The organism is Streptomyces sp. NRRL F-5126, assembly GCF_000721265.1.
Taxonomy (GTDB): Bacteria; Actinomycetota; Actinomycetes; order Streptomycetales; family Streptomycetaceae; genus Streptomyces.
The window spans coordinates 221,408-242,734 of the sequence record NZ_JOFZ01000001.1 but is presented as its reverse complement, the minus strand read 5'-3'; the positions used below and the strand labels follow the sequence as shown (position 1 = coordinate 242,734).

The window sequence follows — 21,327 nt, the reverse complement described above, 5'->3', positions numbered from 1 at the left end:
CGGGTGGGCGTCAGCGGCGCGCCCTGGCGCCCGCGGTCAGTACCACTTCTGCCACCAGCTCATCGGGATGCACACGGAGCCGCCGAACCACGAGTCGAGCCAGTCGCCGAGCGACAGCGGCGTGCAGTCCCGTCCACCGGTGGGCGGCTTCGTCGGCTCGGTCGGCTTCGTCGGTTCTGCGGGTGGTCCTGTGGGCCGCGAGGGCGGCCGGACGGGGTGCTCGCCGCGCCCGTACAGCGCGTCCCTGAAGACCTGCGCCGACTGCGGGTTCCGTTTGCACTGCCACACGCCGTGCGGGCAGTAGTCGGTCAGCGTGTTGTAGACGGGCTTGTAGGTGTCGATCCACTTGAGCATCGCCCGCATGTACGCGGGGTTGTCGCCGTTGCGGAACAGCCCCCACTCCGGGTACGAGATCGGCTTGCCGTGCGCGGCCGCGAAGTCGACGTGGTCCTGCAGCCCGTAGGGCTGCTTCACCTCCTGCTCGAACGTGCTGCCGGGGGGCTGGTCGTAGGAGTCCATGCCGACGATGTCCACGACGTGGTCGCCCGGGTAGCACTGGGTCCAGGGCACGGCGTCCCGGCCGCGGCTCGGCGCGAAGTCGAAGCGGAACTTCTGCCCCGGCACCGACCGCATCGCGCCGACGATCCGCTTCCAGTACGCCTTCCACGACGCCGGGTCGGGGCCGCACCTGCCGGTGTACGTGGTGCCGTTCATCTCCCAGCCCAGCACGATCACCGTGTCCGGCACGCCGATGTCCACGAGGCGCTGCGCGAGCGTCTTGTAGTGGGCGTCGAACTGCCCGGCCGCGCCCTGGCGCAGTTCGGCGCGCACCTGGTCGTCGGGCACGTGCCCCTCGTTGTCGTCCAGCATCGGCACGTTGAGGACGAACAGCCGCCCCGCGCGCGCCTGCTTCCACTGGGCCCAGGGCTGCAGGAAGTCCACCTGCCCCTCGATGTCCGACCACGAACCGCCTGGCAGATAGGTGTGGCCCACCCGCAGGTCGGTGCCGCCGAGCCACTGCTGGGTACGGGCGATGGCCTGCACGCCCCGCGCGCCCGAATCGGTGAACGTGCCGAACGCCGGGTTCGCGGCGGGCGGCGGTTTCGCCGCACCACTCGTCCCCGTGCCGCCCGTCCCGCCCCGCTCGCTCGCGAACCCGGGGGCGGGCACGGCGGCGGCCGCCGCGAGGAAGGCGGCCAGGACGGTACCCGTGCAGGTGACGGCGAGTCGGCGATGCGAAGTGGCCATGAGTGCTCCTCGGCTGCGGGATCGTTTCCCGTGGCCGTGTGCGGTCCGTGGCCACGCACTCACAAAAGTATTTCTATTGCGCCGAACGGGACGGTGGTCCAGCGTGCAAGTAGTCCGTTCGTGCAATTCCTCCCTCTGATGGGTCATCGGAAACGGCCTGCCCCGCCGGCAAGCGTGTCCGGACGCGGCGAAGGCCGGGAGAGCCGGGCGGACTCTCCCGGCCTTGCCTGCCGGGATGGAAGGGCGCTGAGGACCGGTCAGCGGCGGGCGCGTGCCGCCGCGGTGCTGCGGCGGTAGAGGATGCCGCCGCCGAGCATCAGTCCCGCGCTCATCGCCGCGGCCGCGAGCAGGTGCGAGTCCGCGCCGGTGTGCGCGAGCTGCTCGACGTGCGGTGCCTGCGGCACGAACGCGGCGGGAACCGCCGGGTGTTCGGGTGCCGGGTGGTGCACGGCCGGGACGGGCGGTGTGTCGTTGTGGGGCGCCGGCGGCTGCGCCTCGTGGTGCGGCGGCGTGGGGACGTGCGCCGGGGCGGGCGCGTTGGCGCAGCTGTTGCCGAACACCGGGTTGAGCAGGCCGACCACGTCGACGCTGTTGCCGCAGGCATTGACCGGGATGTCCAGCGGGGCCTGCGTCAGGTTGCCCGACAGCAGCCCGGGGGAGCCCTGCGCGACCCCGGACGCCTGCGCGCCGCCGCCCGATGCCGCGTGCTCGTCGCCCGCCGTGGCGCCGGTGGGCCGATGGTGCGTGGCCTGGTGCGCGTGGTGGTCGGCGTGCTCCTGGGGCCGCGTGTGCTGCTGCGGCGCGGCCTCGGGCCCCGGAATGCCGTGCGTGTCGGGGCGCGGCATGGGCTTGTGCGCGGGTGCCGGCAGCGTGTGCGGCTGCGGGGCCGCGGCGCGGTCCGAGCCCGGCCCGGCGGCGTGCGAGGCGTGGTCGCCCCGGGCGTCATGGCCGCCCTGGTACGCCGGGTGGTAGTCGTGGCGGGCGTGCACGTTGGCGCAGGTGTTGCCGAACGCGGGGTTGAGCACGCCGATCGGGTCGACGGTGTTCCCGCAGGCGTTCACCGGGATCTCCACCGGCACCTGCACGTCGTTGCCGGACAGCACCCCGGGGGAGCCGGCGGCTGCTCCCTGCGCGTCCGACGCGTACGCGTATCCGCCGCCGAGGGACAGCACGCTCGTCGCGGCCGCGGCCGTGAGCAGCCCTTTGCTGATGAGGTCTCGCATCTGGTCTTTTCTCTCCTGCTGACAGGGTCCGGCGGCGCGGGCCGCCGAGTGTGCCGCGCCGTGCGGCCGGGGCCGGGACCCCGCGCACGGTCGGACGCGCGCGGGGTCCCGCGAGGGAAGAACGTCAGTCGGCGTTGACGCAGGTGTTGCCGAACGCGGGGTTCAGCAGCGCGATGATGTCGATGGAGTTGCCGCAGGCGTTCACAGGAATGTGGATGGGGATCTGGACCACATTGCCGGACAGCACGCCCGGGGAGCCGGCGGCGAGGGCACCGGCACCGGCGTCGGCCATCGCGGGGGCCGCGGCGCCGACCGCCATGAGCAGCCCGGCGGCGACCGAGGCGGCCTTCATGCACTTCATGTTGAGCCCTTTCCGCAGCGGGAACGCGTCCGCACGACTCTCGTGGTCCGCGGGCTTCGGTTTTTTCCTTCGCCCGTGCAGCCGCTGCGGGAACTCCAACGATCGGAAAGTGGCGAGGAAACTACTCCGCTTTATCACTTGCCTTCCGTTCACCCGATTGCCGCGTCACGGGTTTTCGTTTTCCGCGTGTGACCGGGCGCGAAAACGCGCGACGGCCCGGAGGGTGTCCGGGCCGCCGCGCGCGGCGCCGCGCCGGTCGCCGGCCGTCAGCCGTTGGCCGCGCCGTTGCCGGACAGGACCGGGACCTGGTCGACGAGGTGCGAGAGGTCCTCGTCGCCCTTGGCCTGGGTGGAGTTGTCGGCGCACTGCTGGTTCTGCGGGTTGGACAGGACGTCGACGTCCTGCACCGCGACGGGCACGAGCAGGCCCACCAGGGAGCCGACGTTGGCCTTGACCGGGGCGCCCACGCAGAGGTTGTTGAGCGAGCCCTGCACGAGGGCGCCCTGCAGGGACTCGTCGCCCTTGGTCGAGGCGTTGCCGAACGCCTCCTTCGCTCCGTTGCCGCTGGCCGAGGTGGTGCCCTGGTTGTTGCCGACGGCCATCGCCTGGGGAGCGAGCGCGGCGGAGGCGCCGACCACGGAGGCGGCGATCGCGGCGCCGGCCATCATCTTCTTGATCACGGTTGGCTGTTTCCTTTTCTCAGAAATGCGAAGGGGTGCGCCCTGTAACAACAGTGGACCTCCCTGTTGGTTCCGTTTCTTCACCCGTTCGGCTTGCCGCGTCACATGAAATGGACCGCTGGGCCATTGGAGTGAATGCACGGAACCAAACACCGGGTCGGCAGTTGCTCAGGGGGCCCGCGAGTCTGGACTGTCCAGGGTCTGGGCGATCCACCAGAAGGGGACTCATCGTGATCAAGAAGATTGTGGCGGGCGCCGCCGTCGCGGCCTCCGTCGTCGGCGCGTCCGCCGCGCTCGCTCCGCAGGCGATGGCCGCGGGCGACAGCCACGGCACCACCTCGCTCAGTGGCAACGGCGCCGCGCAGTACTACGGCAACTCCGCCACCTACGGCAACATGAGCCCGCAGATCGCGCTCATCCAGGGTTCGCTGAACAAGCCCTGCGTCGGCCTGCCGCTCAAGGGCAATGTCGGTTCGCTCGTCGGCCTCGTGCCGATCTCGGTCCAGGACATCGACGTCCTGTCGAGCCCGCAGAACCAGCAGTGCACCGAGAACTCGACGCAGACCAAGGGTGACGAGGCGCTGTCGCACATCCTCGACCGCATCCCGGTGCTGTCCTCCAACGGCACGGCCAACCACTGAGCCGTCGGCCCCGACCCATCGCGTGGGCCATACGGGGGACTGGCCGCAACCAAACCCCGCACGGCCGAGTTGTACGAAACGGATTCCTCCGATGGAAATCCGACTTTCCGGAAAGGTATTGACATGAAGAAGCTGTGGGCAACCGCTGCCGTCGCCGTCTCGATCGTCGGCGGCACGGCCGCCGCGGCCGCTCCGGCCATGGCCACGGGCAACAGCGGCGGCACGACTTCCGCAAGCGGCAACGGCGCGGAGCAGGCCTTCGGCAACTCCTCGACCCAGGGTGACATGAGCCCCCAGCTGAGCCTGGTCCAGGGTTCGCTGAACAAGCCCTGCATCGGCCTGCCGGCCAAGGCCAACGTCGGCTCGCTCGTCGGCGTCGTGCCGGTCGCGGTCCAGGACATCGACGTCCTGTCCAACCCGCAGAACCAGCAGTGCACCGAGAACTCCACCCAGGCCAAGGGCGACGAGCCGCTGTCGCACATCCTGGACCAGATCCCGGTCCTGTCGGCGAACGGTGTGGGCAACCACTGACACCCCAGGCAGCCAAGCAGCAGGGTCCGGCTCCGCGCATGCCGCGGGCCGGGCCCTCTCGCATGCCGTGGGTCCGGTACGCCGTGTGTAGTGTGCTCGGGTGCTGACCGTGACCTCCGTGAACGTGAACGGTCTGCGCGCCGCGGCGAAGAAGGGCTTCACCGAGTGGCTCGCGCAGACTGACGCAGATGTGGTGTGCCTCCAGGAGGTGCGGGCCGAGCCCGGGCAGCTGCCTGAGCACGTCAGGGCCCCCGAGGGTTGGCACACGCTGCACGCGCCGGCCGCGGCGAAGGGCAGGGCGGGCGTCTCGCTCTACTCGCGCCGCGAACCCGACCGGATGCGGATCGGCTTCGGCAGCGGGGAGTTCGACGCGAGCGGCCGGTACGCGGAGATCGACCTGCCGGGCGTGACGGTCGCCAGCCTGTACCTGCCGTCGGGCGAGGTGGGCACGGAGCGCCAGGAGGAGAAGACGCGCTTCATGGAGGAGTTCGGCACCTACCTCGCCGACCTGCGCGAGCGGGCGGCGGCGGACGGTCGCGAGGTGCTGGTCTGCGGCGACTGGAACATCGCCCACCGCGAGGCCGACCTCAAGAACTGGCGGAACAACCGGAAGAACTCCGGCTTCCTGCCCGAGGAACGCGCCTGGCTGTCGGGCGTCTACGAGGCGGGGTACGTGGACGTGGTCCGCGCGCTCCACCCGGACCAGGAGGGCCCGTACTCGTGGTGGTCGTACCGGGGCCGCGCCTTCGACAACGACGCGGGCTGGCGCATCGACCTGATCTGCGCGTCACCCGGCATCGCGGCCCGCGCGGTGAAGGCCCACGTGGAACGTGCCGCGAGCCACGACGAACGGTGGAGCGACCACGCTCCCGTCACGGCCGTGTTCGAGGGCGGTCTCTAGGATCGGCCCATGAAACGGGTAGATGATCCGCTGGGCCCTGTCGCAACCGCGTACGCCACCGTGTTCGAGCAACTCGCCGCCGTCACCACCGGGCGTGTCCGGCGGGGCCGGGACGGGACGGTGCTGGCCATATCAGGGGCGCCCGTCGCCACGCTGAACGCCATCATCAGTCCCAGCCCGGAGCCGAACGCGGACGAGATCGCGTCGCTGGCGGCTGCCGAGAGCCCGTGGGACGTGCCCTGGAGCATTCACGTACGCGGGGTGCCCGGGCCGGACGTCGCCGAGGTGGCGGCGGGTTACGGGCTTACGCGGTCCACCCCTGAACCGCTCATGGTGAGAGGCCCCGAGCAGGGGCTGCCGGCGGTTCCCGCGGTCGACTCGCTGCGCATACGTGCGGTGCCGGTCGACGAGTTCGGCCTGTACGGCAGGACCGTCGCGGACGGCTTCGAGGTGCCGCGCGAGATCTTCCGGGTCCTCACAGGACCGTCCCTGGACACGATCGACGGACTGACGTTCTACCTGGCGGAGCTCGACGGTGTGCCGGTGGGCACGGGCATGGCGGCCGTGTCGGGCGGGCTGACGGGCATCTTCAACGTGGCGACACTCCCGTCCTACCGGCGGCGGGGCTACGGGCGCGCCGTCACCCTGGAGATGGTCCGTGCCGGCTACGCCGCCGGCGCCACCACCGCCTACCTCTCATCGAGCAGGATGGGCGAATCCGTCTACGAGTCGTGCGGCTTCCGTGCCCGGGAGGACGTCACGGTGATCACCGCTCCCTGACGGAGGCGGACGGCGACGCGGCCAGGCCGCGGAGTTTCGCAAGGCGGCGGTACGAGTCGTACAGCGCCGCCCGGTCGTACGTGCTCGTGGTGACGAGGAACTCGTCGGCGCCGGTGCGTGCCAGCAGCCCGGCGAGCGCGGGGCCGACCTCCTCGGACGTGCCGTACAGGTGGCCGCTCATGGCCTCGTCGAACAGCTCGCGCTGCCGGGCCGTCATGGTGCCGGGGCCGATGTCGTCCGCCGGCCTCAACGGGGGGAAGTCGCCCCGCGTGCGGGAGTACGCCGTCGACCACGCCTCCGGAACGAGGATGCGGCGCGCCTCCTCGGTGGTGGCGGCGATCGCGATGGTGCCCGAGACGATGACATGGGGGCGGGTGCCCCAGGCCGAGGGCCTGAACCGCGCACGGTAGGCGTCGATGGAGCGGAGCATCGCCTCCTCTCCCCGTACCGCCGCGATCACCAGCGGCGCACCCGCCCGCGCCGCGACCTCCGCGCCGCGCCCGGTGGCGAGGACGAACGCCGGGACGCGCAGCCCCTCGGCGGGCCTGGCGTGCACCTGCGGGTAGCGTGCCTGCTCGCCGGTCATCCAGCCCAGCAGCTCCTCCAGCAGTCCGGGGAAGTCGTCTGCGTCCGCCTTGCCGTGGCCGAGCGCCTTGCGGATGCCCTCCGTGAAGCCGACGGACCGGCCGAGGCCCATGTCGATGCGGCCGGGGAAGAGGGACTCCAGCACGCCGAACTGCTCCGCGACCACCATCGGCCGGTGGTTCGGCAGCATCACACCGCCGGTGCCGACGCGGATCGTCGTCGTGGACGCGGCCACCGCCGCCGCGAGTACGGTCGGCGCGGACCCGGCGACGCCCGGCACGCTGTGGTGTTCCGAGACCCAGAAGCGGTGGTAGCCGAGCGCTTCGGCCTCGCGCGCGAAGTCCACCGTGTCCCGCAGCGCCCGCCCGGCGTCCTGGCCCTCGCGCGTGCGGGAGCGGTCGAGGACGGAGAACGGGATCCGCGTCGACGGGGCGGGGCGGGCGGTATCGGTGTTCACACCCCTGCCAACATCGCGGCCGGTGCCGATGTTTCCCGGGCCTCCCGGCGCGCGGACTCAGGAGGCCGCGGCGTCCTCGCCGGCCGCGAGGTGGTGGTCGAGTGCCAGCGACAGCTCCGCCTCCACCACACTGCTGGCGAGCGGGCGCAGTTCGCCGGGTGCGGTGTCCGGCGTGTACGTGCGGAGCAGGCCCGCGAACAGGGCCGCCAGGGCGTCGGCGTGCGCGCGCACCTCGCGCCCGGCCGCCAGCACGGCGGAGAGCGGGACGCCCCGGTGGACCAGGGCCGACGAGGCGTCCAGCAGGCGGCGGCTCATGTGGACGAGGTTGTCGCCGTCCGTTGCGAGGTAGCCGATCGCGAGGGCCTGGGAGAGGTTCTCCGGCGTGGCCTCCGACTCGAAGTAGTCGGCCAGCTCCTCGGGCGTCAGGCGCACCAGCGTCTCCTCCGTCGGCGCGGCGACGCCGAGTACGTCGCTGATCTCCCGGCCGCTCTCCAGGGCCGTCGCCAGGTCGGCGATCCCGTTGAGCGTGTGGCCGCGTTCGAGCAGAGCCGCGATGGTGCGCAGCCGTGCCAGGTGGTGCTCGTCGTACCAGCCGATGCGGCCCTCGCGGCGCGGTGGGGGGAGCAGTCCGCGTTCCCGGTAGTAGCGCACGGTACGCACGGGCAGGCGGGCCGCTTCCGCAAGCTCCTCCACGCGGTACTCGCGCGTGCCGCCTGTCCCGCTCCGCCCGTCGTCGCACGGTTCACGGGGGCTTCGCTGATCGCCTGGCATACGGGCCAGCCTATGCCGTGTCCCTCAGGCTGATCGTATGAGCGGGCGCGGGCTTCTCGGCCTGGCGGACGTGGTCATCGGCCGCGCTCGCCGCCCGCCCCGTGGTGCAGCCGGTAGTGCTGGGCCAGAAGGTCGTGCCCGTAGTCGTTGCCGTTCGGAGCCCGCACGATGGTGTGGACGTGATACCGGGCCGGTTCGGGGTTCGCGAGGAAGACCCCGGGGTGGTTGTCGTACTCGATCAGCACGACAGGCGAGTGGATGCGGTAGTAGAAAGCGCTTTCGTCATCGTGGCCGCCTCGCCAGGCGAAGTGCGTCCGGTCGAGGTGTTCGCGGATCAGCGCCAGGTCTCGTGCGGCTCGAGCCGGCGGCAGACGGTCGAGGTAGACCCGTATCAGGTCGAGCAGGCCGTCGAGCTGATCCGCCGGGAGGCTCGCCGCCACGATCCCCTCGGGCGGCAGCACGAGGTTGTCCCTGCCCGCGCCCGTACGGAGCCGCCCGGTGTACGGATCCGCCAGCTCCGGCGGTAGGTCCGCCGCGCGCAGCGACGGCCCCAGGAGGAATTCCCCGGCGCGGTCCGCGTCCAGGGTACGGCGGAAGGCCAGCGCCGTCTCGGTCTCGTCTCGGAGCGCTTGGACGCCCGCGAACCGCCCGGTCCCGGTCGTGGGTTCGGCGCCGAGGAACACCGGGGAGAGCACCGTGTTCCCGGCCACGAACACGCAGTGCAGATCCACGTGGTGGCCCATCAGCTGCCAGCCCCAGGGGGAGGTGGCGGAGGGCGTGCCGAAGACGGTGAACCAGTAGGCGAACTCGGTGAGGGTGTCCCGGTAGTCGTCGATGAGTTCGCCCAGGTTCGCGTTGAGCGCCATGGCCGCCCGTACCCCGGCGTAGCCGGCCGGGCTCAGGCTCGCCTCGACCACGGCGAGCGCACGATCGCGGTCTGCCCGGGCCAGCCGCTCCAGCCGCATGCCCTTGGGATGCCAGGTGGGGATGGCGTTGGTCCACAAACGCCATTCGGTCGCGTTCATCGGCAGGTTTCCGACCGCTCTCTGGTGGGGCATCAGCCCTGCGAGGTACGTCTCGGCCGCCGTGACGGCGGCCTTGGGCGGTGTCGCGGCATCGTCGAGGTGGTACAGGCCCTGCCGTACCGTGCCGTCGTCCGTGACGCCGACGTACGGCTCCAGGTGCCTGCGGAAGACGGCAGTCACTTCGGACGCGGCCTCCGGGGGAATCAGGTCGGTGAACAGGTGGGAGTCGGCGATCGGCAGGGTGCCCTTCGCGGAGGGCAGGGGGAAGCGCTGTGCGGCCATGGATGTCCCGACTTGGTTCACTCGGTGGGAAGTGGGGTGGGCGTCGCACGGCAGCGGTGGGCAGTGCCTCGATCTGGTTCTGCCCACCGGTTGATTGATCCGGGCGACTGGGAGACCGCGCCGTTGGCGTCGGCTCAGTACGCCAGGTTGACGTGATCCCGGTGGTGGTCCCGCTTCTCGATCAGGTCGACGAAACCGAGTGCGTAGTCCGGGCCCGAGATGGCACCGCCACCCTCGGGCTGGAGGGCGACGTCGTTCCCGACGCGGTACTCGCCCAGCCGCTCGCCGGGCGCGAATGACCCGAACTTGCCCGCCGGGCTCACAAACACCCAGTCGAGCGTCTCGGGGGTGGCGGGCAGATCGTCGGTGACGAGCGCCGACACGGTGACGAGTTCATCGTGGAACTCCGCCGGGGCGTGGCTGAGGTCCTCGACGAAGCGCGGGGCTCCCGCCGCCGGTCGCAGCGACGAGAAGCCACCGACGACGAAGAGCGGAACGCCCTCCGCGTCTGTGAGGCGCGCGATCGCGCGGTACACATCACGGAACGAGCCGGCGAGCCCGCCCCGTGGAGCGAGCGCGCCGACCACGACCTCGGCGCCGGAGATGACGGATGCCAGCGCTGCTTCCCGCGTGGCATCACCCTGGACGTAGTGCACGCCCTCGACGGGTTCAGCGGGTAGTGAGCGGCTGAACGCGGTGACCTCGTGACCACGGGACGCCGCTTCCGCGACGATGGCGGATCCTGCGTAGCCGGAGCCGCCGACAACGGTGATGCGGGACATGGGATTACCTGCTTTCCGGGTTGCACGGCCACGCTCGGGCCGCAGTGGTTACCGTAAGGGAGTAGGTACCCCATCGAAAGAAGGCACTTTTTGGTAACCACCGAGCAGGCGGCCGCCGCGCCGGGCGGCGACCCGTACCAATCCGACTGTGCGACGCGCCGCATCCTCGACCGCATAGGCGACCGCTGGACGGTCCTGGTCATCGGCGTCCTGGGGGAAGGCGACGCCCGCTTCTCGGAGCTTCGGCGGCGTATCGAGGGCGTCTCGCAGAAGATGCTGACCCAGACCCTGCGGGGACTCGAGCGCGACGGGCTCGTGCGCCGCACCGTCCATCCGCAAGTACCGGTGCGCGTCGACTACGCGCTCACCGACGCCGGTACGACACTTCTGGAACCGCTCCGGGCGCTCCAGCAGTGGTCGATCGCGCACCTCGGCGACGTGTCGGCATCGCAGGAGGCATACGACCGCAGCAAATGATCCCCGCCCGTAAGGAGCGCCGCTACGTGCTCAAGAGCTGCCCCCCCGTGTGGGCAGTTTGTGGATACCGTCGGTAACTCTGTAGTGCGCGACCCCTACCCATCGGTACGGGTGTGCTCTACCCTCCCAATCGTGCCAGTGATTGCTGGCGCGGTTGGGAGGAGAGAATGGGACAGCACAAGCACGTGCGCGTCGCCGTGATCGGGTCCGGGTTCGCCGGGATCGGCGCGGCAGTGCGGCTGCGGCGCGAGGGGATCACCGACTTCGTCGTGCTGGAGCGCGCCGACTCCGTCGGCGGCACCTGGCGCGACAACGAATACCCGGGGTGCGCCTGCGACGTGCCGTCGCACCTCTACTCGTTCTCGTTCGCGCCCAACCCCGACTGGCCGCGCACCTTCTCGGGGCAGCCCTACATCAGGGCGTACCTGGAGGACGTCGTCGACACCTTCGGCATCGGGTCTCACCTGCGGCTGGGCCGCGAGGTCCTCTCGGCGCGGTGGGACACGGCGGAGCTGCACTGGGTCGTCGAGACCGGCGGCCGGGGCCCGGGCCCCACCACGTACACCGCCGATGTCGTCGTCTCGGCGGGCGGGCCGCTGTCCGACCCGAAGACGCCGGACATCCCGGGGCTCGCTGACTTCCCCGGACCCGTCTTCCACACGGCGCGCTGGGACCACGACGTGGACCTGCGCGGCAAGCGCGTCGCCGTCATCGGCACGGGCGCCTCCGCCATCCAGGTCGTGCCGGCGATCCAGCCCGAGGTGGGGCACCTCACCCTCTTCCAGCGCACGCCCCCCTGGGTGATGCCGAGGCACGACCGTGACATCACACGCTTCGAGCGCGCGGCGCACCGCGCCGTGCCCGCGACGGGCGCACTGCGCAGGCGCGGGCTGTGGACCATCAGGGAGCTCCAGGTCCAGGCCTTCACCCGGCACCCGGGCGAACTCGGCGTCGTGGAGGCCATCGCAAGGCGCCACCTCGCCAAGGCCATCGGCGACCCGGACCTGCGGGCCCGGCTGACGCCCTCGTACCGCATCGGCTGCAAGCGCATCCTGCTGTCCAACACGTACTACCCGGCGCTCGCGCGGCCCAACGTCGACGTCGTCACCTCCGGGCTCGCCGAGGTGCGCGGCAGCGAACTCGTCGGCGCGGACGGGTCGACGGCCGAGGTCGACGCGATCGTCCTCGGCACCGGCTTCCACGTCACGGACATGCCCATCGCCGAGCGCGTCACCGGCGCGGCCGGCCGCACGCTCGCCGAGACGTGGCGCGGCAGCGGCATGCGGTCGCTGCGCGGCGCGACCGTCGACGGCTTCCCCAACTGGATGACGATCATCGGGCCCAACACCGGGCTCGGCAACTCCTCGATGATCCTCATGATCGAGGCGCAACTCGACTACCTGGCCGACTACCTGCGCAAGCTCGGCTCCCTCGACCGCGGCGGCAAGGGGCGCCGCGCCGCGCTCGACGCGCGCCCCGGCGCCGTGCGCGCCTGGAACGACCACGTGCAGGACCGGATGGCACGCACGGTGTGGAACACCGGCGGCTGCACCAGCTGGTACATGGACTCATCGGGCCGCAACACCACCATCTGGCCCGGCACGACCGCCGAGTTCAGGCGGGCGACCCTGCGCGTCGACCCCGCCGAGTACGACATCGTCAGGCAGGAGCCGGCTGCCGCGCCCGCCCCGGCCCACGCGCCGGCCGCGAAGGAGGCCGTACGGTGACCGCGCTGCCCACCCCCGCCCGCACGCTCGACGCCGTCTCCGCCGACGGTTCGCGCATCCACGTCGAGGTGTACGGAGCCGACGACGCGCCGCCCGTCGTCCTCTCGCACGGCTGGACCTGCTCCATCCGCTTCTGGGCCGCGCAGATCGCCGACCTCGCCGCCGACCACCGCGTCATCGCCTACGACCAGCGCGGCCACGGCGCCACCCCGCTCGCCGCGGCCGACGGGTACTCCACTCAGGCGCTCGCCGACGACCTGGAGGCGGTGCTCGACGCGACCCTCGCACCCGGCGAACAGGCCGTGCTCGCCGGGCACTCCATGGGCGGCATGACGATGATGGCCGCCTCGGCGCGCCCCGCGTTCCGCGAGCACGCGGCCGCCGTCCTGCTGTGCAGCACCGGGGCGTCGCGGCTGGTCGCGGAGTCGCTGGTGGTGCCGATGCGCGCCGGGCGGATACGCACCGGCATCACCCGGCGCATCCTCGGCGCGCGCGCACCGCTCGGCCCCGTCACACCGCTGTCCGTACGCGCCCTGCAGTACGGGACGATGGGGCCCGCCACCCCGAAGGGCCGGGTACGGGAGTGCGTGGAGATCGTGCACGCCTGCCCGCGCGCGTCACGCGTCGCCTGGTCGCAGGTGCTCGACTCGCTCGACCTGGAGTTCGGGGTGCGGGAGCTCGACGTGCCCACCGTCGTCCTCGTCGGCGACGCCGACCGGCTCACGCCACCGGTGCACGCGCGCCGGCTGGCGGCCGAACTGCCGGACTGCGCCGAGCTGATCACCGTGGCGGGGGCCGGGCACATGACCCCCGTCGAGGCCCCGGAACGCGTCAACGCGGCGCTGCGCGAACTGGCCGCGGCGCACCTGCGGCGGGTAGGCAACGACGTGACGGCGATCGGCACGAAGGAGGACGTCGGATGAGCGGCATGGCAGGACAGCGGCCCGGACGGCCCGCACGGCCCGTGCTCCAGGGAAAGGTCGCGGTGGTCACGGGCGCGGCGCGCGGTGTGGGCGAACTGATCGCCCGCAAGCTGTCGGCGCGCGGCGCCACGGTGGCGCTGGTCGGTCTTGAGGAGGAGCAACTCAAGCAGGTCGGGGAGCGGCTGCACGGCGAGAGCGCCCACTGGTACGCGGACGTCACCGACCACGAGGCCATGGGCCGGGTCGCGCGCGAGGTCTCGCAGCGGTTCGGCCGCGTCGACATCGTCGTCGCCAACGCCGGTGTCGCGAGCGGCGGTCCGTTCGTGCAGAGCGACCCGGAGACCTGGCGGCGCGTGATCGAGGTCAACCTCATCGGCGGCGCCAACACGGGGCGCGCGTTCCTGCCGGCGCTGCTGGCGAGCCGAGGCTACTTCCTGCAGATCGCCTCGCTCGCCGCGATCGCCCCGGCGCCGATGATGACCGCTTACTGCGCGTCCAAGTCGGGCGTCGAGGCGTTCGCGCACGGGCTGCGGTGCGAGGTCGGGCACCGGGGCGTGGGCGTGGGCGTCGCCTACCTGTCGTGGACGGACACCGACATGGTGCGCGGCGCCGACCGTGACGAGGTGATGCGCGAGATGCGGCAGAAGCTGCCGTGGCCCTCGAACCTCACCTACCCGCTCGGCCCCGCCGTGGACCGTATCGTCGCCGGCATCGAACGCCGGGCTCCGCACGTGTACGGGCAGTGGTGGCTGCGCGGGATGCAGGGCGTACGCGGGTACCTGCCCGGCCTGCTGGCGACGGCCGGCAAGCGCGAGATCCGCCGCATGGAACCCCGGCTCGCGAACGTCGGCCGGGGCCTCGTGGGCGCCGGCGGCGAGGCCGACGAGGCGGGGCGCACGCAGCGTCACTGATCGAAATGCGCCCGCTGCCGGCCCGTGCAACTCTGGTCGGGCCCCCGGTCGGGGGTGACCCCCACACCCCTTCCAGGAGTGAGTTCGATGGGCATGAAGGACCAGTTCCAGGACAAGGCCGAGCGCATGAAGGACGAGGCCGGCAAGCGCATGGGCGGCAAGGACGCGGACAAGTCGTCCGACCGCGCCCAGAAGGGCCAGGGCCAGGCCGAGGACCGCATGAAGCACGGCCGCGACCAGGCGGAGGGCCGTATGGACGACGCCCGCGACGAGTACGACGACCGCTTCGACGGCTGACGGCGGACGCCACGCAGCCGCCGCAGCCGCGGCAGACGCGGGGGCCGCATCCGGGACGCCGGGTGCGGCCCCCGCGCACGTGCGCGGGGCCTACGGTCTGCCGGGCGGCAGCGGGTGGATCAGCCGGCTCGCTGTCGCGCACCGGGCCGCTACGGCACGGTGCTCCTACCGCTCCGGGCGGGGCGGCAGCGGCGGGCGCCTGCGATCGGGCACCGCCTGGTAGCCGGGCGGCTGCGCGGCCGGCTTCGCGGCCAGCAGGTCGAGCGCCACCCACACCGCGTCGTCGAGCTGCGCGTACCGGCCCTCCGCCCAGTCGAGCGGGGTGCGCAGCGCCTCGATGTCCGGCTCGACGCCGTGGTTCTCCACGGACCAGCCGTAGTCGTCGAACCAGGCCGCGTTCATCGGCACGGTGATCACCGTGCCCTCACCCAGGCGGTGCCTGCCGGTCATGCCGACCACCCCGCCCCAGGTGCGCTGCCCGACGACCGGCCCGAGTCCGAGCAGCCGGAACGCCGCCGTGATCATGTCGCCGTCCGACGAGGTCGCCTCGTCGGCGATCGCGACGACCGGCCCGCGCGGGGCGTTCGACGCGTAGGAGACGGGCTGCGCGTTGCGGGTGAGGTCCCAGCCGATGATCCGGCGGCTCAGCTTCTCCACCACCAGTTCGCTGATGTTGCCGCCCGCGTTGCCCCGCACGTCCACGATCAGTGCCGGGCGTGACATCTCCCTGCGCAGGTCGCGGTTGAACTGCGCCCAGCCGGAGCCCTGCATGTCCGGGATGTGGAGATAGCCGCACCGGCCGTCGCTGAGCTCGCGCACGACCTCGCGGCGCTTGGTGACCCAGTCCTGGTAGCGCAGGGGGCGTTCGTCGATGAGCGGTACGACGGCGACGCGGCGCGCGGGCCGCTCGCGCCCGGCACCGGCGTCGGGCGCCTCGGCGCCGGTGTGCTCCGTTCCGGCGGGCGCGGCCGTGCGGAACGTCAGCTCCACGGTCGTGCCGCCCGCCGCGGACAGCAGCGGGCCGGGGCCCGCGACCGGGTCCACCGGGCGCCCGTCGACGTGGGTGAGGACGGCGCCCTCGCGGATGCCCGTACCCGCGAGCGGCGAACGGGCCCTGGAGTCCGACGAGTCGCCCGGCAGGATCCGCTTCACCATCCAACCCCCGTCCCTGCACACCAGGTTGGCGCCGAGCAGTCCCATGGGCCGCTGGTAGTGCGGCGGTCCCTCGTCGCGCCGCGCGGGCGACACGTACGCGTGCGAGGTGCCCAGCTCGCCGAGGGCCTCGCGCAGCAGGTCCGCGAACTCGTCGGGGGAGGCGACCCGTTCGACCAGCGGCCGGTACTGGTCGAGCACCGCGTCCCAGTCGATGCCGCTCATCCCCGGGTCCCAGAAGTACGCGCGCACGATGCGGCCCGCCTCGTCGAACGCCTGGCGCCACTCGGCCTCCGGGTCCGCCTCGTGCAGGATGCGCCGAAGGTCGAGGTAGGCGGAGCCGTCACTGTCGTTCGCGTCGGTGGCGGACATGACGCGCAGCTCCCCGTCGTCCACGACCACCAGCCGCGTCCCGTCCCCGCTCGGCGCGAACCAGTCGAGATGGTCGACGAGTTCACTCCTGCGTGCCTTCGCGATGTCGAAGTGTTCGAGCGTGGGACGCCCCGACGTGTCGGCCGGGTTGACGAACGTCTCACCGAGCGCGCCGGAGATCGGCCAGCGCAGCCAGACCAGACCGCCGCCGCTGACGGGGTGGAGCGAGGAGTACTTGGACGCGGCGACGGGGAACGGTGTGACCCGGCTCGCGAGACCCTCCACCTCGACGATGACCGCGCCGCCCTCCGCCTCGTCGTCGAGGGGATCGAGGCCGCCCGCCGCGGGCCGCCCCTCGGGCGAGAGGGCGAACGGGGACGGGGTCGTGGACGACAGCGGCACCAGGTAGGGGCGGCAGCCCAGCGGAAAGGACAGGTCGCCGGTGTGCACGTCGTACACCGGGTCGAAGCCGCGCCAGGAGAGGAAGGCGAGGTAGCGGCCGTCGCTGGTGAAGACGGGGTTCTCGTCCTCGAAGCGGCCGTCGGTGACGTCCACGACGGTGTGTGCGCCCATTCCGCCGATACGCGCCATCCTGATCTGGCGCAGGGACCGGCCGACGGTGGGCTGGGACCAGGTGATCCAGTCGCCGTCGGGGGAGAAGGCCAGGTCGGTGACGGGGCCGTTGAGGGAGCGCACGACCTCGGTGACCCCGGCGGCGCGCCGCGCCCGCGCGAGCCCGTCCGGGTCGGACGGAGGCATGCCCGTCGCGCCGGGCTCCGCGCCCGCCGCGTCCGGGGCCGGGGGGCCCGCGTCCGCGTCGGTCGCGCCGGAGTCCGCCGTGTGCGGGGCCGGGGGGCCCGAGTCCGGGTCGGTGGCGCCTGGTTGCGTGCCCGCCGTGTTCGCGTCCGCCGTGTCCGGGTCCGGTGCGTCCCGGTCCGCTGCGTCCGGGGCCGGGGGGCCCGCGTCCGCGTCGGTCGCGCCGGAGTCCGCCGTGTGCGGGGCCGGGGAGCCCGCGTCCGGGGCGTCCGCCTCCGCGTCCGGTCCGGCGGTGGGCACGGCACCGCCGGGCCCGACGGCCGCGTCCTCCGTCACGTCGAGGAGGAGCAGCCGCCCGTCGTGGGTCGACAGGGCGACCCGCCCGCCCTCCGGGTCCGGCTCCATCTCGTGGACCCGCCCGAGCAGCCCCGCCGCCAGCCTGCGCGGCGCCCGGTACCCGCTCGCGCGCGGCAGGTACGCGATCTCGACGGCGTCGTCCCCCTCCGCGTCCGTGACGTACGCCACGCGTCCGCCGCTGCCGAGCATCGCGGGCAGCCGTACCCGCACACCCGGCGTGTCGGCGATCGCGCGCGCCGGGCCGTCCCGGTGCGTCAGCCAGTAGAGGCTGCCGCGTACGGAGACGGCGCTCGCCCTGCCGGTGGTGTCGACGGAGATCGCCCCGAGGTGCGCGGCCGCCGGGATCTGGTACGAGCGGCGGCCCGTGCGCGGCCCGCCGAGGCGCACGTCCAGCCTCCTCGGGCGCGAGTCGGCGGCCAGCCCGTCGACCATCCACACGTCGCCCGCGCACTGGTAGACGACCCGGCGTCCGTCGGACGACGCATGCCTGGCGTAGAACGCGTCGTGGTCGGTGTGGCGCCGCAGGCCCGTGCCGTCGGGCAGGCAGGAGTAGAGGTTGCCGACCCCCTCGTGGTCGGAGAGGAAGGCGATGCGGCCGCCGACGAACATCGGGCAGTCGAGGTGGCCGTCCAGGTCGGCCAGCAGCCGCTCGCCGTGCAGCCAGAGGCGGCCGGTGGCGCCGCCGCGGTACCGCTTCCAGTCGGCCGGCTCGTGCGGCGGCTTCCCCGTGAGCAGCAGAGTCCTGTGCTCGCCGCCGATGTCGCCGACGGCGATGTCGGAGACCGGGCCCCACGGCAGCTTGCCGCCGGGGGAGCCGTCGGTGGGGACGCCGTAGGCCCACGAGTAGTACGAGAAGGGCTGGCCGTGCGAGGACACGGCGAGGATGTGCGGGGTGGCCGCGGGGTCGGTCGGCTCGGGGGCGCTCCAGCCGCAGACCCGCGTGTCGGTCGATCCCCAGTAGGTCAGGCGGCGCGACGGCCCGCCCTCGACGGGGGCCAGATGGATCTCCGGATCGAGGCTGCGCCAGTTCGTGTAGGCGATGGACCGGCCGTCGGGGGAGAACCGTGGGTGCCCCACCCTGAGCCGGTCCGCGGTCACCCGCCAGGCGCGCCCCGGCCGTGCGCCCTCGGGCACGACGGGGGCCACCCAGATGTCGTCCTCGGCGGCGAAGCAGACCAAGTCCTCGTGCAGATGCGGGAAGCGGAGATACGCGGCGTCGTCACTCACGGTCCAATGCTTTCCGCGGGCGGTGCCGCGGGCAACTCGTGATGGCGACTTCTTCGCATCTGTTCGAGCGCCGGCGTGCACCGGCCGCCGCACCTCGCGCCCGCCCCGCTCAGACGATGAGGCTGCCGATGTGCTGCTCCACTTCGAGGTGGTCGGCCTCCTGGCCCGCCGGGACGACGGCGAACGAACTCCGCAGGAAGCGCCGCAGCGACGCGTTGTCGAACTGGACGAGCGCGACGCCTTCGGGTGCGCTGAACTCGAAGACCGTCTGCGCCCGGCCGCAGGGCCAGACATGGACGTCACCGTCGCCGGCGGGCTCGCGCAGGCCCACCTCGACCAGCTCACGGGCGAAGACCCACACGACCTCGCTGTCGTCGAGCGAGACCTCGGGCGGGAAGACGATGCGCACGGCGAGGGGGTCGGAGCCGTCGTAGCGCAGCAGCACGGAGACGGTACGGGGATGCGGGGCGTCGCTTATCAGGCGGGCTTTGGCGGACTGCTCGACCACGGGTGACATCGGCGACTCCTCAGAACGACGTCCGGTGGTGGTGACCCGGACTCCCAAAGCACCTCTCAATGGTACAAACAACCTGAAATCTCGCATTCCCGGATCGGTGGATCAGCGGCCCGCCTCCGGCGCGGACGGTGATGCGGACGGGGACGGCGCCGGGGACGGGGCGGCGCCGGGGACGGCCGGCCTGCCGCGGAGCGGGACCTCCTGCACGCACAGCGCCGCGACGAACGCCGCCGCGCACACCACGGAGCCCGCGAGGAAGATCACGTGGGTCGCGTCGGCGACGGCGCCGGGCGCGGCCCCCGTGTCGGCGCCGCCCGTCGCCCGGGCGAAGAGCCCGCCGAACACCGCGACGCCCAGCGAACCGCCCGCCGTGCGGAAGAGGTTGGAGGCGGCCGACGCGGCGCCCAGGTCGCGCGGCTCCACGCTGTTCTGGGCGATGGTGCTCACCATCTGCATCTGGCACCCGATGCCCACGCCCACCAGCACCATGAACCACGCCGTCGTGGCCCTGGACGTGTGCGCGTCCATCGTGGAGAGCAGGAACATGCCCACCGCCATGCACGCGGCGCCCGTCACGGGGAACGCCTTGTAGCGGCCGGTCGCCGACATGACGCGCCCGCCGATCTGCGACACGACGACCACGGGGGCCAGCATCGGCAGCAGCAGGAGGCCTGATCCCGACGCGGACGCGCCCTGCACCGTCTGCTGGTAGAGCGGCAGGTAGAGGGAGCACCCGAACATCACGACGCCGGTGGCGAGGATCAGTCCCGAGGCCAGCGCGAAGTTCCGGTGGCCGGTGAAGATCCGTGGCGGCATGAGCGGCTCCTCGGCGCGCCGCTGCCGGACGACGAACGCGGCGAGGCAGGCCGCGGCGGCCACGAGGAGCCCGATGACCTGCCAGGAGGTCCAGGCGCAGGTGGTGCCGGCCCGGTCGGCGGCGAGGACGAACGCGCAGACGGCGGCCGTCAGCGATGCGACGCCCGGCCAGTCCAGGCGGGCGGACACGTGTCCCGGCCGCGCTTGGACGCGCGGGTCGGGCGCCGGCAGGTGAAGCGTCACGGCGCACCAGACGAGGGCGACCGCGCCGAGCGGCAGGTTCAGCAGGAACGCCCAGCGCCAGCCCGCGTGGCCGGTGACGAAGCCGCCGACCAGCGGGCCGCCGATGGTGCCGAGGGCCATCACCGACGCCGTCATGCCCTGGTAGCGGCCCCGCTCGCGGGGCGGCACGAGCGCGCCGATCAGGGCGAACGCGCCCGCGCCGATGCCGCCGGCGCCGAGTCCCTGGATGACGCGGAAGGAGATCAGCTCGGACATGGAATCGGCGGCCCCGGAGAGCCCGGAGCCGATGACGAACAGCGCCACGGCCGCGAGGTAGGTGTGCTTGCGCCCGTAGAGGTCGCCGCACTTGCCCCAGACGGGCGTCGAGGCGGCGGTGGCCAGGGTGTACGCGGTGACGACCCAGGCGATGTGGTCGAGGCCGCCGAGGTCGCGCACCACCGTCGGCATCGCGGTTCCGACGATCGTGTTGTCGAGCATGGACAGGAGCATGGCGAGCATGACACCGAGCAGCGCCGTTCGCACGTTCTTGGGTTCCGTCATGGCGCACAGAAAAGCAGACTCGATAAAAAAGTGCAATGAATCAACTTTCTGACTCGTGCAACCGAGACGGTAGAGTGATGCCATGAGCGAGACACAGGCAGACATCCGCACCGAGCCCGGCGCCACGGTCGGGCGAAGGGAGCGCAAGAAGGCCGCCACCCGCAAGGCGCTGTCCGACGCCGCGCTCAGGCTGTTCCTCGAGCGCGGCTACGACGACGTCAGCGTCAAGGACGTGGCGGAGGCGGCGGACGTGTCGACCACGACCCTGTTCAAGCACTTCTCGGGCAAGGAGGCGCTGCTCTTCGACGAGGACGAGTCCCTGGAGTCCGCGCTCGTCGCCGCCGTGAGCGAGCGTCCCCCGGGCCAGTCGGTCCCCGCCGCGCTGCGGGAGCACGTCCTGCGCACACGCCTCGACGCGAGGCCCGAGTTCGCGCGGTTCCTCGCGCTGGTCGACGCGACCCCCGCGCTGCGGGAGCAGGCGCGGCGCATGTGGATCAGGCACGAGGCTGCACTCGCGCGTGCCATCGCCGCCGACGTCGGGGCGCCCGAGGACGACGCGTCCTGCCGTGCGCTGGCCCGTTTCGCGCTGGAGGTGCCCAGCCTGGTGCGCGGCACGCGGGACCCGCGTGCCGCCATCGAGCGCGCCTTCGCTCTCCTCGAGCACGGCTGGGGGCCCGGTCCTGACCTCTCAGGAAACGTTGCACCATAGAGGGTGCGGCACCGCACCCGGTGCCGCGCGGTACGC

The 21,327-nt window shown here is 72.5% G+C and carries 21 protein-coding genes; 10 read left to right on the top strand and 11 right to left on the bottom strand.

What is annotated here, in order from left to right:
* Nucleotides 1-36 precede the first annotated feature (36 nt).
* The 4 genes from IH48_RS0101095 to IH48_RS0101080 all read right to left on the bottom strand — a co-directional run bounded on the left by IH48_RS0101095 (nt 37) and on the right by IH48_RS0101080 (nt 3,509).
* On the bottom strand, nt 37-1,248 hold the full coding sequence (locus IH48_RS0101095; RefSeq protein WP_051838928.1) for a glycoside hydrolase family 26 protein: 1,212 nt from the start codon (nt 1,246-1,248) through the stop codon (nt 37-39).
* Between the two features lie 257 nt (nt 1,249-1,505).
* Nucleotides 1,506-2,471: a chaplin gene (locus IH48_RS37435; protein WP_030897779.1), complete on the bottom strand. Its 966-nt coding sequence runs from the start codon at nt 2,469-2,471 to the stop codon at nt 1,506-1,508.
* A gap of 124 nt (nt 2,472-2,595) precedes the next feature.
* Nucleotides 2,596-2,832, bottom strand: coding sequence for a chaplin (locus IH48_RS0101085; RefSeq protein WP_030897777.1), 237 nt, complete (start codon nt 2,830-2,832; stop codon nt 2,596-2,598).
* Nucleotides 2,833-3,098: 266 nt separating this feature from the next.
* On the bottom strand, nt 3,099-3,509 hold the full coding sequence (locus IH48_RS0101080) for a rodlin (protein WP_030897774.1): 411 nt from the start codon (nt 3,507-3,509) through the stop codon (nt 3,099-3,101).
* Nucleotides 3,510-3,742: 233 nt separating this feature from the next.
* On the opposite strand from IH48_RS0101080, the gene IH48_RS0101075 reads away from it, so the two are divergent.
* From IH48_RS0101075 to IH48_RS0101060, 4 genes are all read left to right on the top strand, one after another.
* Complete coding sequence (locus IH48_RS0101075) at nt 3,743-4,153, top strand: rodlin (RefSeq protein ID WP_030897771.1); 411 nt, start codon at nt 3,743-3,745, stop codon at nt 4,151-4,153.
* A 123-nt stretch (nt 4,154-4,276) separates the two neighbouring features.
* Nucleotides 4,277-4,684 carry a rodlin gene (locus tag IH48_RS0101070; protein WP_030897768.1) on the top strand — a complete coding sequence of 136 codons (408 nt, stop codon included), beginning with the start codon at nt 4,277-4,279 and terminating at the stop codon, nt 4,682-4,684.
* Nucleotides 4,685-4,784: 100 nt separating this feature from the next.
* Nucleotides 4,785-5,585, top strand: a complete 801-nt coding sequence (locus tag IH48_RS0101065) for an exodeoxyribonuclease III (protein WP_030897767.1) — start codon at nt 4,785-4,787, stop codon at nt 5,583-5,585.
* Between the two features lie 9 nt (nt 5,586-5,594).
* A complete protein-coding gene (locus IH48_RS0101060; protein WP_030897764.1) occupies nt 5,595-6,365 on the top strand; it encodes a GNAT family N-acetyltransferase in 771 nt (256 codons plus the stop codon).
* On the opposite strand, the gene IH48_RS0101055 is transcribed toward IH48_RS0101060, so the two are convergent.
* The 4 genes from IH48_RS0101055 to IH48_RS0101040 form a co-directional block, all read right to left on the bottom strand.
* Nucleotides 6,352-7,407, bottom strand: coding sequence for an MsnO8 family LLM class oxidoreductase (locus tag IH48_RS0101055; RefSeq protein WP_030897762.1), 1,056 nt, complete (start codon nt 7,405-7,407; stop codon nt 6,352-6,354). The two genes, IH48_RS0101060 and IH48_RS0101055, sit on opposite strands and share 14 nt — an antisense overlap.
* Nucleotides 7,408-7,464: 57 nt before the next feature.
* Nucleotides 7,465-8,178, bottom strand: coding sequence for a MerR family transcriptional regulator (locus IH48_RS0101050; RefSeq protein ID WP_078849380.1), 714 nt, complete (start codon nt 8,176-8,178; stop codon nt 7,465-7,467).
* Between the two features lie 74 nt (nt 8,179-8,252).
* Nucleotides 8,253-9,485 carry a DUF3500 domain-containing protein gene (locus IH48_RS0101045; protein WP_051838924.1) on the bottom strand — a complete coding sequence of 411 codons (1,233 nt, stop codon included), beginning with the start codon at nt 9,483-9,485 and terminating at the stop codon, nt 8,253-8,255.
* A 134-nt stretch (nt 9,486-9,619) separates the two neighbouring features.
* Entirely contained in the window at nt 9,620-10,267 is a 648-nt protein-coding gene (locus IH48_RS0101040; protein ID WP_030897755.1) for an NAD(P)-dependent oxidoreductase, read from the bottom strand.
* A 90-nt stretch (nt 10,268-10,357) separates the two neighbouring features.
* Here IH48_RS0101040 and IH48_RS0101035 point away from each other — a divergent pair, with 90 nt between their 5' ends.
* The 5 genes from IH48_RS0101035 (at nt 10,358) to IH48_RS0101015 (ending at nt 14,602) form a co-directional block, all read left to right on the top strand.
* Nucleotides 10,358-10,744 (top strand): winged helix-turn-helix transcriptional regulator, encoded by a 387-nt coding sequence (locus IH48_RS0101035; protein ID WP_030897752.1) that lies wholly within the window; start codon nt 10,358-10,360, stop codon nt 10,742-10,744.
* A gap of 167 nt (nt 10,745-10,911) precedes the next feature.
* Nucleotides 10,912-12,471 (top strand): flavin-containing monooxygenase, encoded by a 1,560-nt coding sequence (locus tag IH48_RS0101030; protein WP_030897749.1) that lies wholly within the window; start codon nt 10,912-10,914, stop codon nt 12,469-12,471.
* Entirely contained in the window at nt 12,468-13,394 is a 927-nt protein-coding gene (locus IH48_RS0101025) for an alpha/beta fold hydrolase (protein WP_030897746.1), read from the top strand. The genes IH48_RS0101030 and IH48_RS0101025 overlap by 4 nt, the downstream gene beginning before the upstream one ends.
* On the top strand, nt 13,391-14,305 hold the full coding sequence (locus IH48_RS0101020) for an SDR family oxidoreductase (RefSeq protein ID WP_234434071.1): 915 nt from the start codon (nt 13,391-13,393) through the stop codon (nt 14,303-14,305). Before IH48_RS0101025 ends, IH48_RS0101020 begins: the two co-directional genes overlap by 4 nt.
* Before the next feature lie 87 nt (nt 14,306-14,392).
* Nucleotides 14,393-14,602: a hypothetical protein gene (locus tag IH48_RS0101015; RefSeq protein ID WP_030897742.1), complete on the top strand. Its 210-nt coding sequence runs from the start codon at nt 14,393-14,395 to the stop codon at nt 14,600-14,602.
* 165 nt (nt 14,603-14,767) lie between these two features.
* On the opposite strand, the gene IH48_RS0101010 is transcribed toward IH48_RS0101015, so the two are convergent.
* From IH48_RS0101010 to IH48_RS0101000, 3 genes are all read right to left on the bottom strand, one after another.
* Nucleotides 14,768-18,466, bottom strand: coding sequence for a S41 family peptidase (locus tag IH48_RS0101010; RefSeq protein ID WP_030897739.1), 3,699 nt, complete (start codon nt 18,464-18,466; stop codon nt 14,768-14,770).
* Nucleotides 18,467-18,575: 109 nt separating this feature from the next.
* The gene (locus IH48_RS0101005) at nt 18,576-18,983 is read right to left on the bottom strand and encodes an SsgA family sporulation/cell division regulator (protein WP_030897737.1); all 408 of its coding nucleotides are present in this window, start codon (nt 18,981-18,983) and stop codon (nt 18,576-18,578) included.
* Between the two features lie 102 nt (nt 18,984-19,085).
* Nucleotides 19,086-20,582 carry an MDR family MFS transporter gene (locus tag IH48_RS0101000; protein WP_051838922.1) on the bottom strand — a complete coding sequence of 499 codons (1,497 nt, stop codon included), beginning with the start codon at nt 20,580-20,582 and terminating at the stop codon, nt 19,086-19,088.
* Between the two features lie 82 nt (nt 20,583-20,664).
* Here IH48_RS0101000 and IH48_RS0100995 point away from each other — a divergent pair, with 82 nt between their 5' ends.
* Nucleotides 20,665-21,291 (top strand): TetR/AcrR family transcriptional regulator, encoded by a 627-nt coding sequence (locus IH48_RS0100995; protein WP_051838920.1) that lies wholly within the window; start codon nt 20,665-20,667, stop codon nt 21,289-21,291.
* Nucleotides 21,292-21,327 lie beyond the last annotated feature (36 nt).

Excerpts from the sequence above, each read along its gene's own strand:
- IH48_RS0101015 (WP_030897742.1), top strand. The coding sequence starts at position 14,393 with ATGGGCATGAAGGACCAGTTCCAGGACAAGGCCGAGCGCATGAAGGAC.
- IH48_RS0101005 (WP_030897737.1), bottom strand. The coding sequence starts at position 18,983 with ATGTCACCCGTGGTCGAGCAGTCCGCCAAAGCCCGCCTGATAAGCGAC.
- IH48_RS0101070 (WP_030897768.1), top strand. The coding sequence starts at position 4,277 with ATGAAGAAGCTGTGGGCAACCGCTGCCGTCGCCGTCTCGATCGTCGGC.
- IH48_RS0101060 (WP_030897764.1), top strand. The coding sequence starts at position 5,595 with ATGAAACGGGTAGATGATCCGCTGGGCCCTGTCGCAACCGCGTACGCC.
- IH48_RS0101085 (WP_030897777.1), bottom strand. The coding sequence starts at position 2,832 with ATGAAGTGCATGAAGGCCGCCTCGGTCGCCGCCGGGCTGCTCATGGCG.
- IH48_RS0100995 (WP_051838920.1), top strand. The coding sequence starts at position 20,665 with ATGAGCGAGACACAGGCAGACATCCGCACCGAGCCCGGCGCCACGGTC.
- IH48_RS0101050 (WP_078849380.1), bottom strand. The coding sequence starts at position 8,178 with ATGCCAGGCGATCAGCGAAGCCCCCGTGAACCGTGCGACGACGGGCGG.
- IH48_RS0101030 (WP_030897749.1), top strand. The coding sequence starts at position 10,912 with ATGGGACAGCACAAGCACGTGCGCGTCGCCGTGATCGGGTCCGGGTTC.
- IH48_RS0101045 (WP_051838924.1), bottom strand. The coding sequence starts at position 9,485 with ATGGCCGCACAGCGCTTCCCCCTGCCCTCCGCGAAGGGCACCCTGCCG.
- IH48_RS0101095 (WP_051838928.1), bottom strand. The coding sequence starts at position 1,248 with ATGGCCACTTCGCATCGCCGACTCGCCGTCACCTGCACGGGTACCGTC.
- IH48_RS0101000 (WP_051838922.1), bottom strand. The coding sequence starts at position 20,582 with ATGACGGAACCCAAGAACGTGCGAACGGCGCTGCTCGGTGTCATGCTC.
- IH48_RS0101040 (WP_030897755.1), bottom strand. The coding sequence starts at position 10,267 with ATGTCCCGCATCACCGTTGTCGGCGGCTCCGGCTACGCAGGATCCGCC.
- IH48_RS0101020 (WP_234434071.1), top strand. The coding sequence starts at position 13,391 with ATGAGCGGCATGGCAGGACAGCGGCCCGGACGGCCCGCACGGCCCGTG.
- IH48_RS37435 (WP_030897779.1), bottom strand. The coding sequence starts at position 2,471 with ATGCGAGACCTCATCAGCAAAGGGCTGCTCACGGCCGCGGCCGCGACG.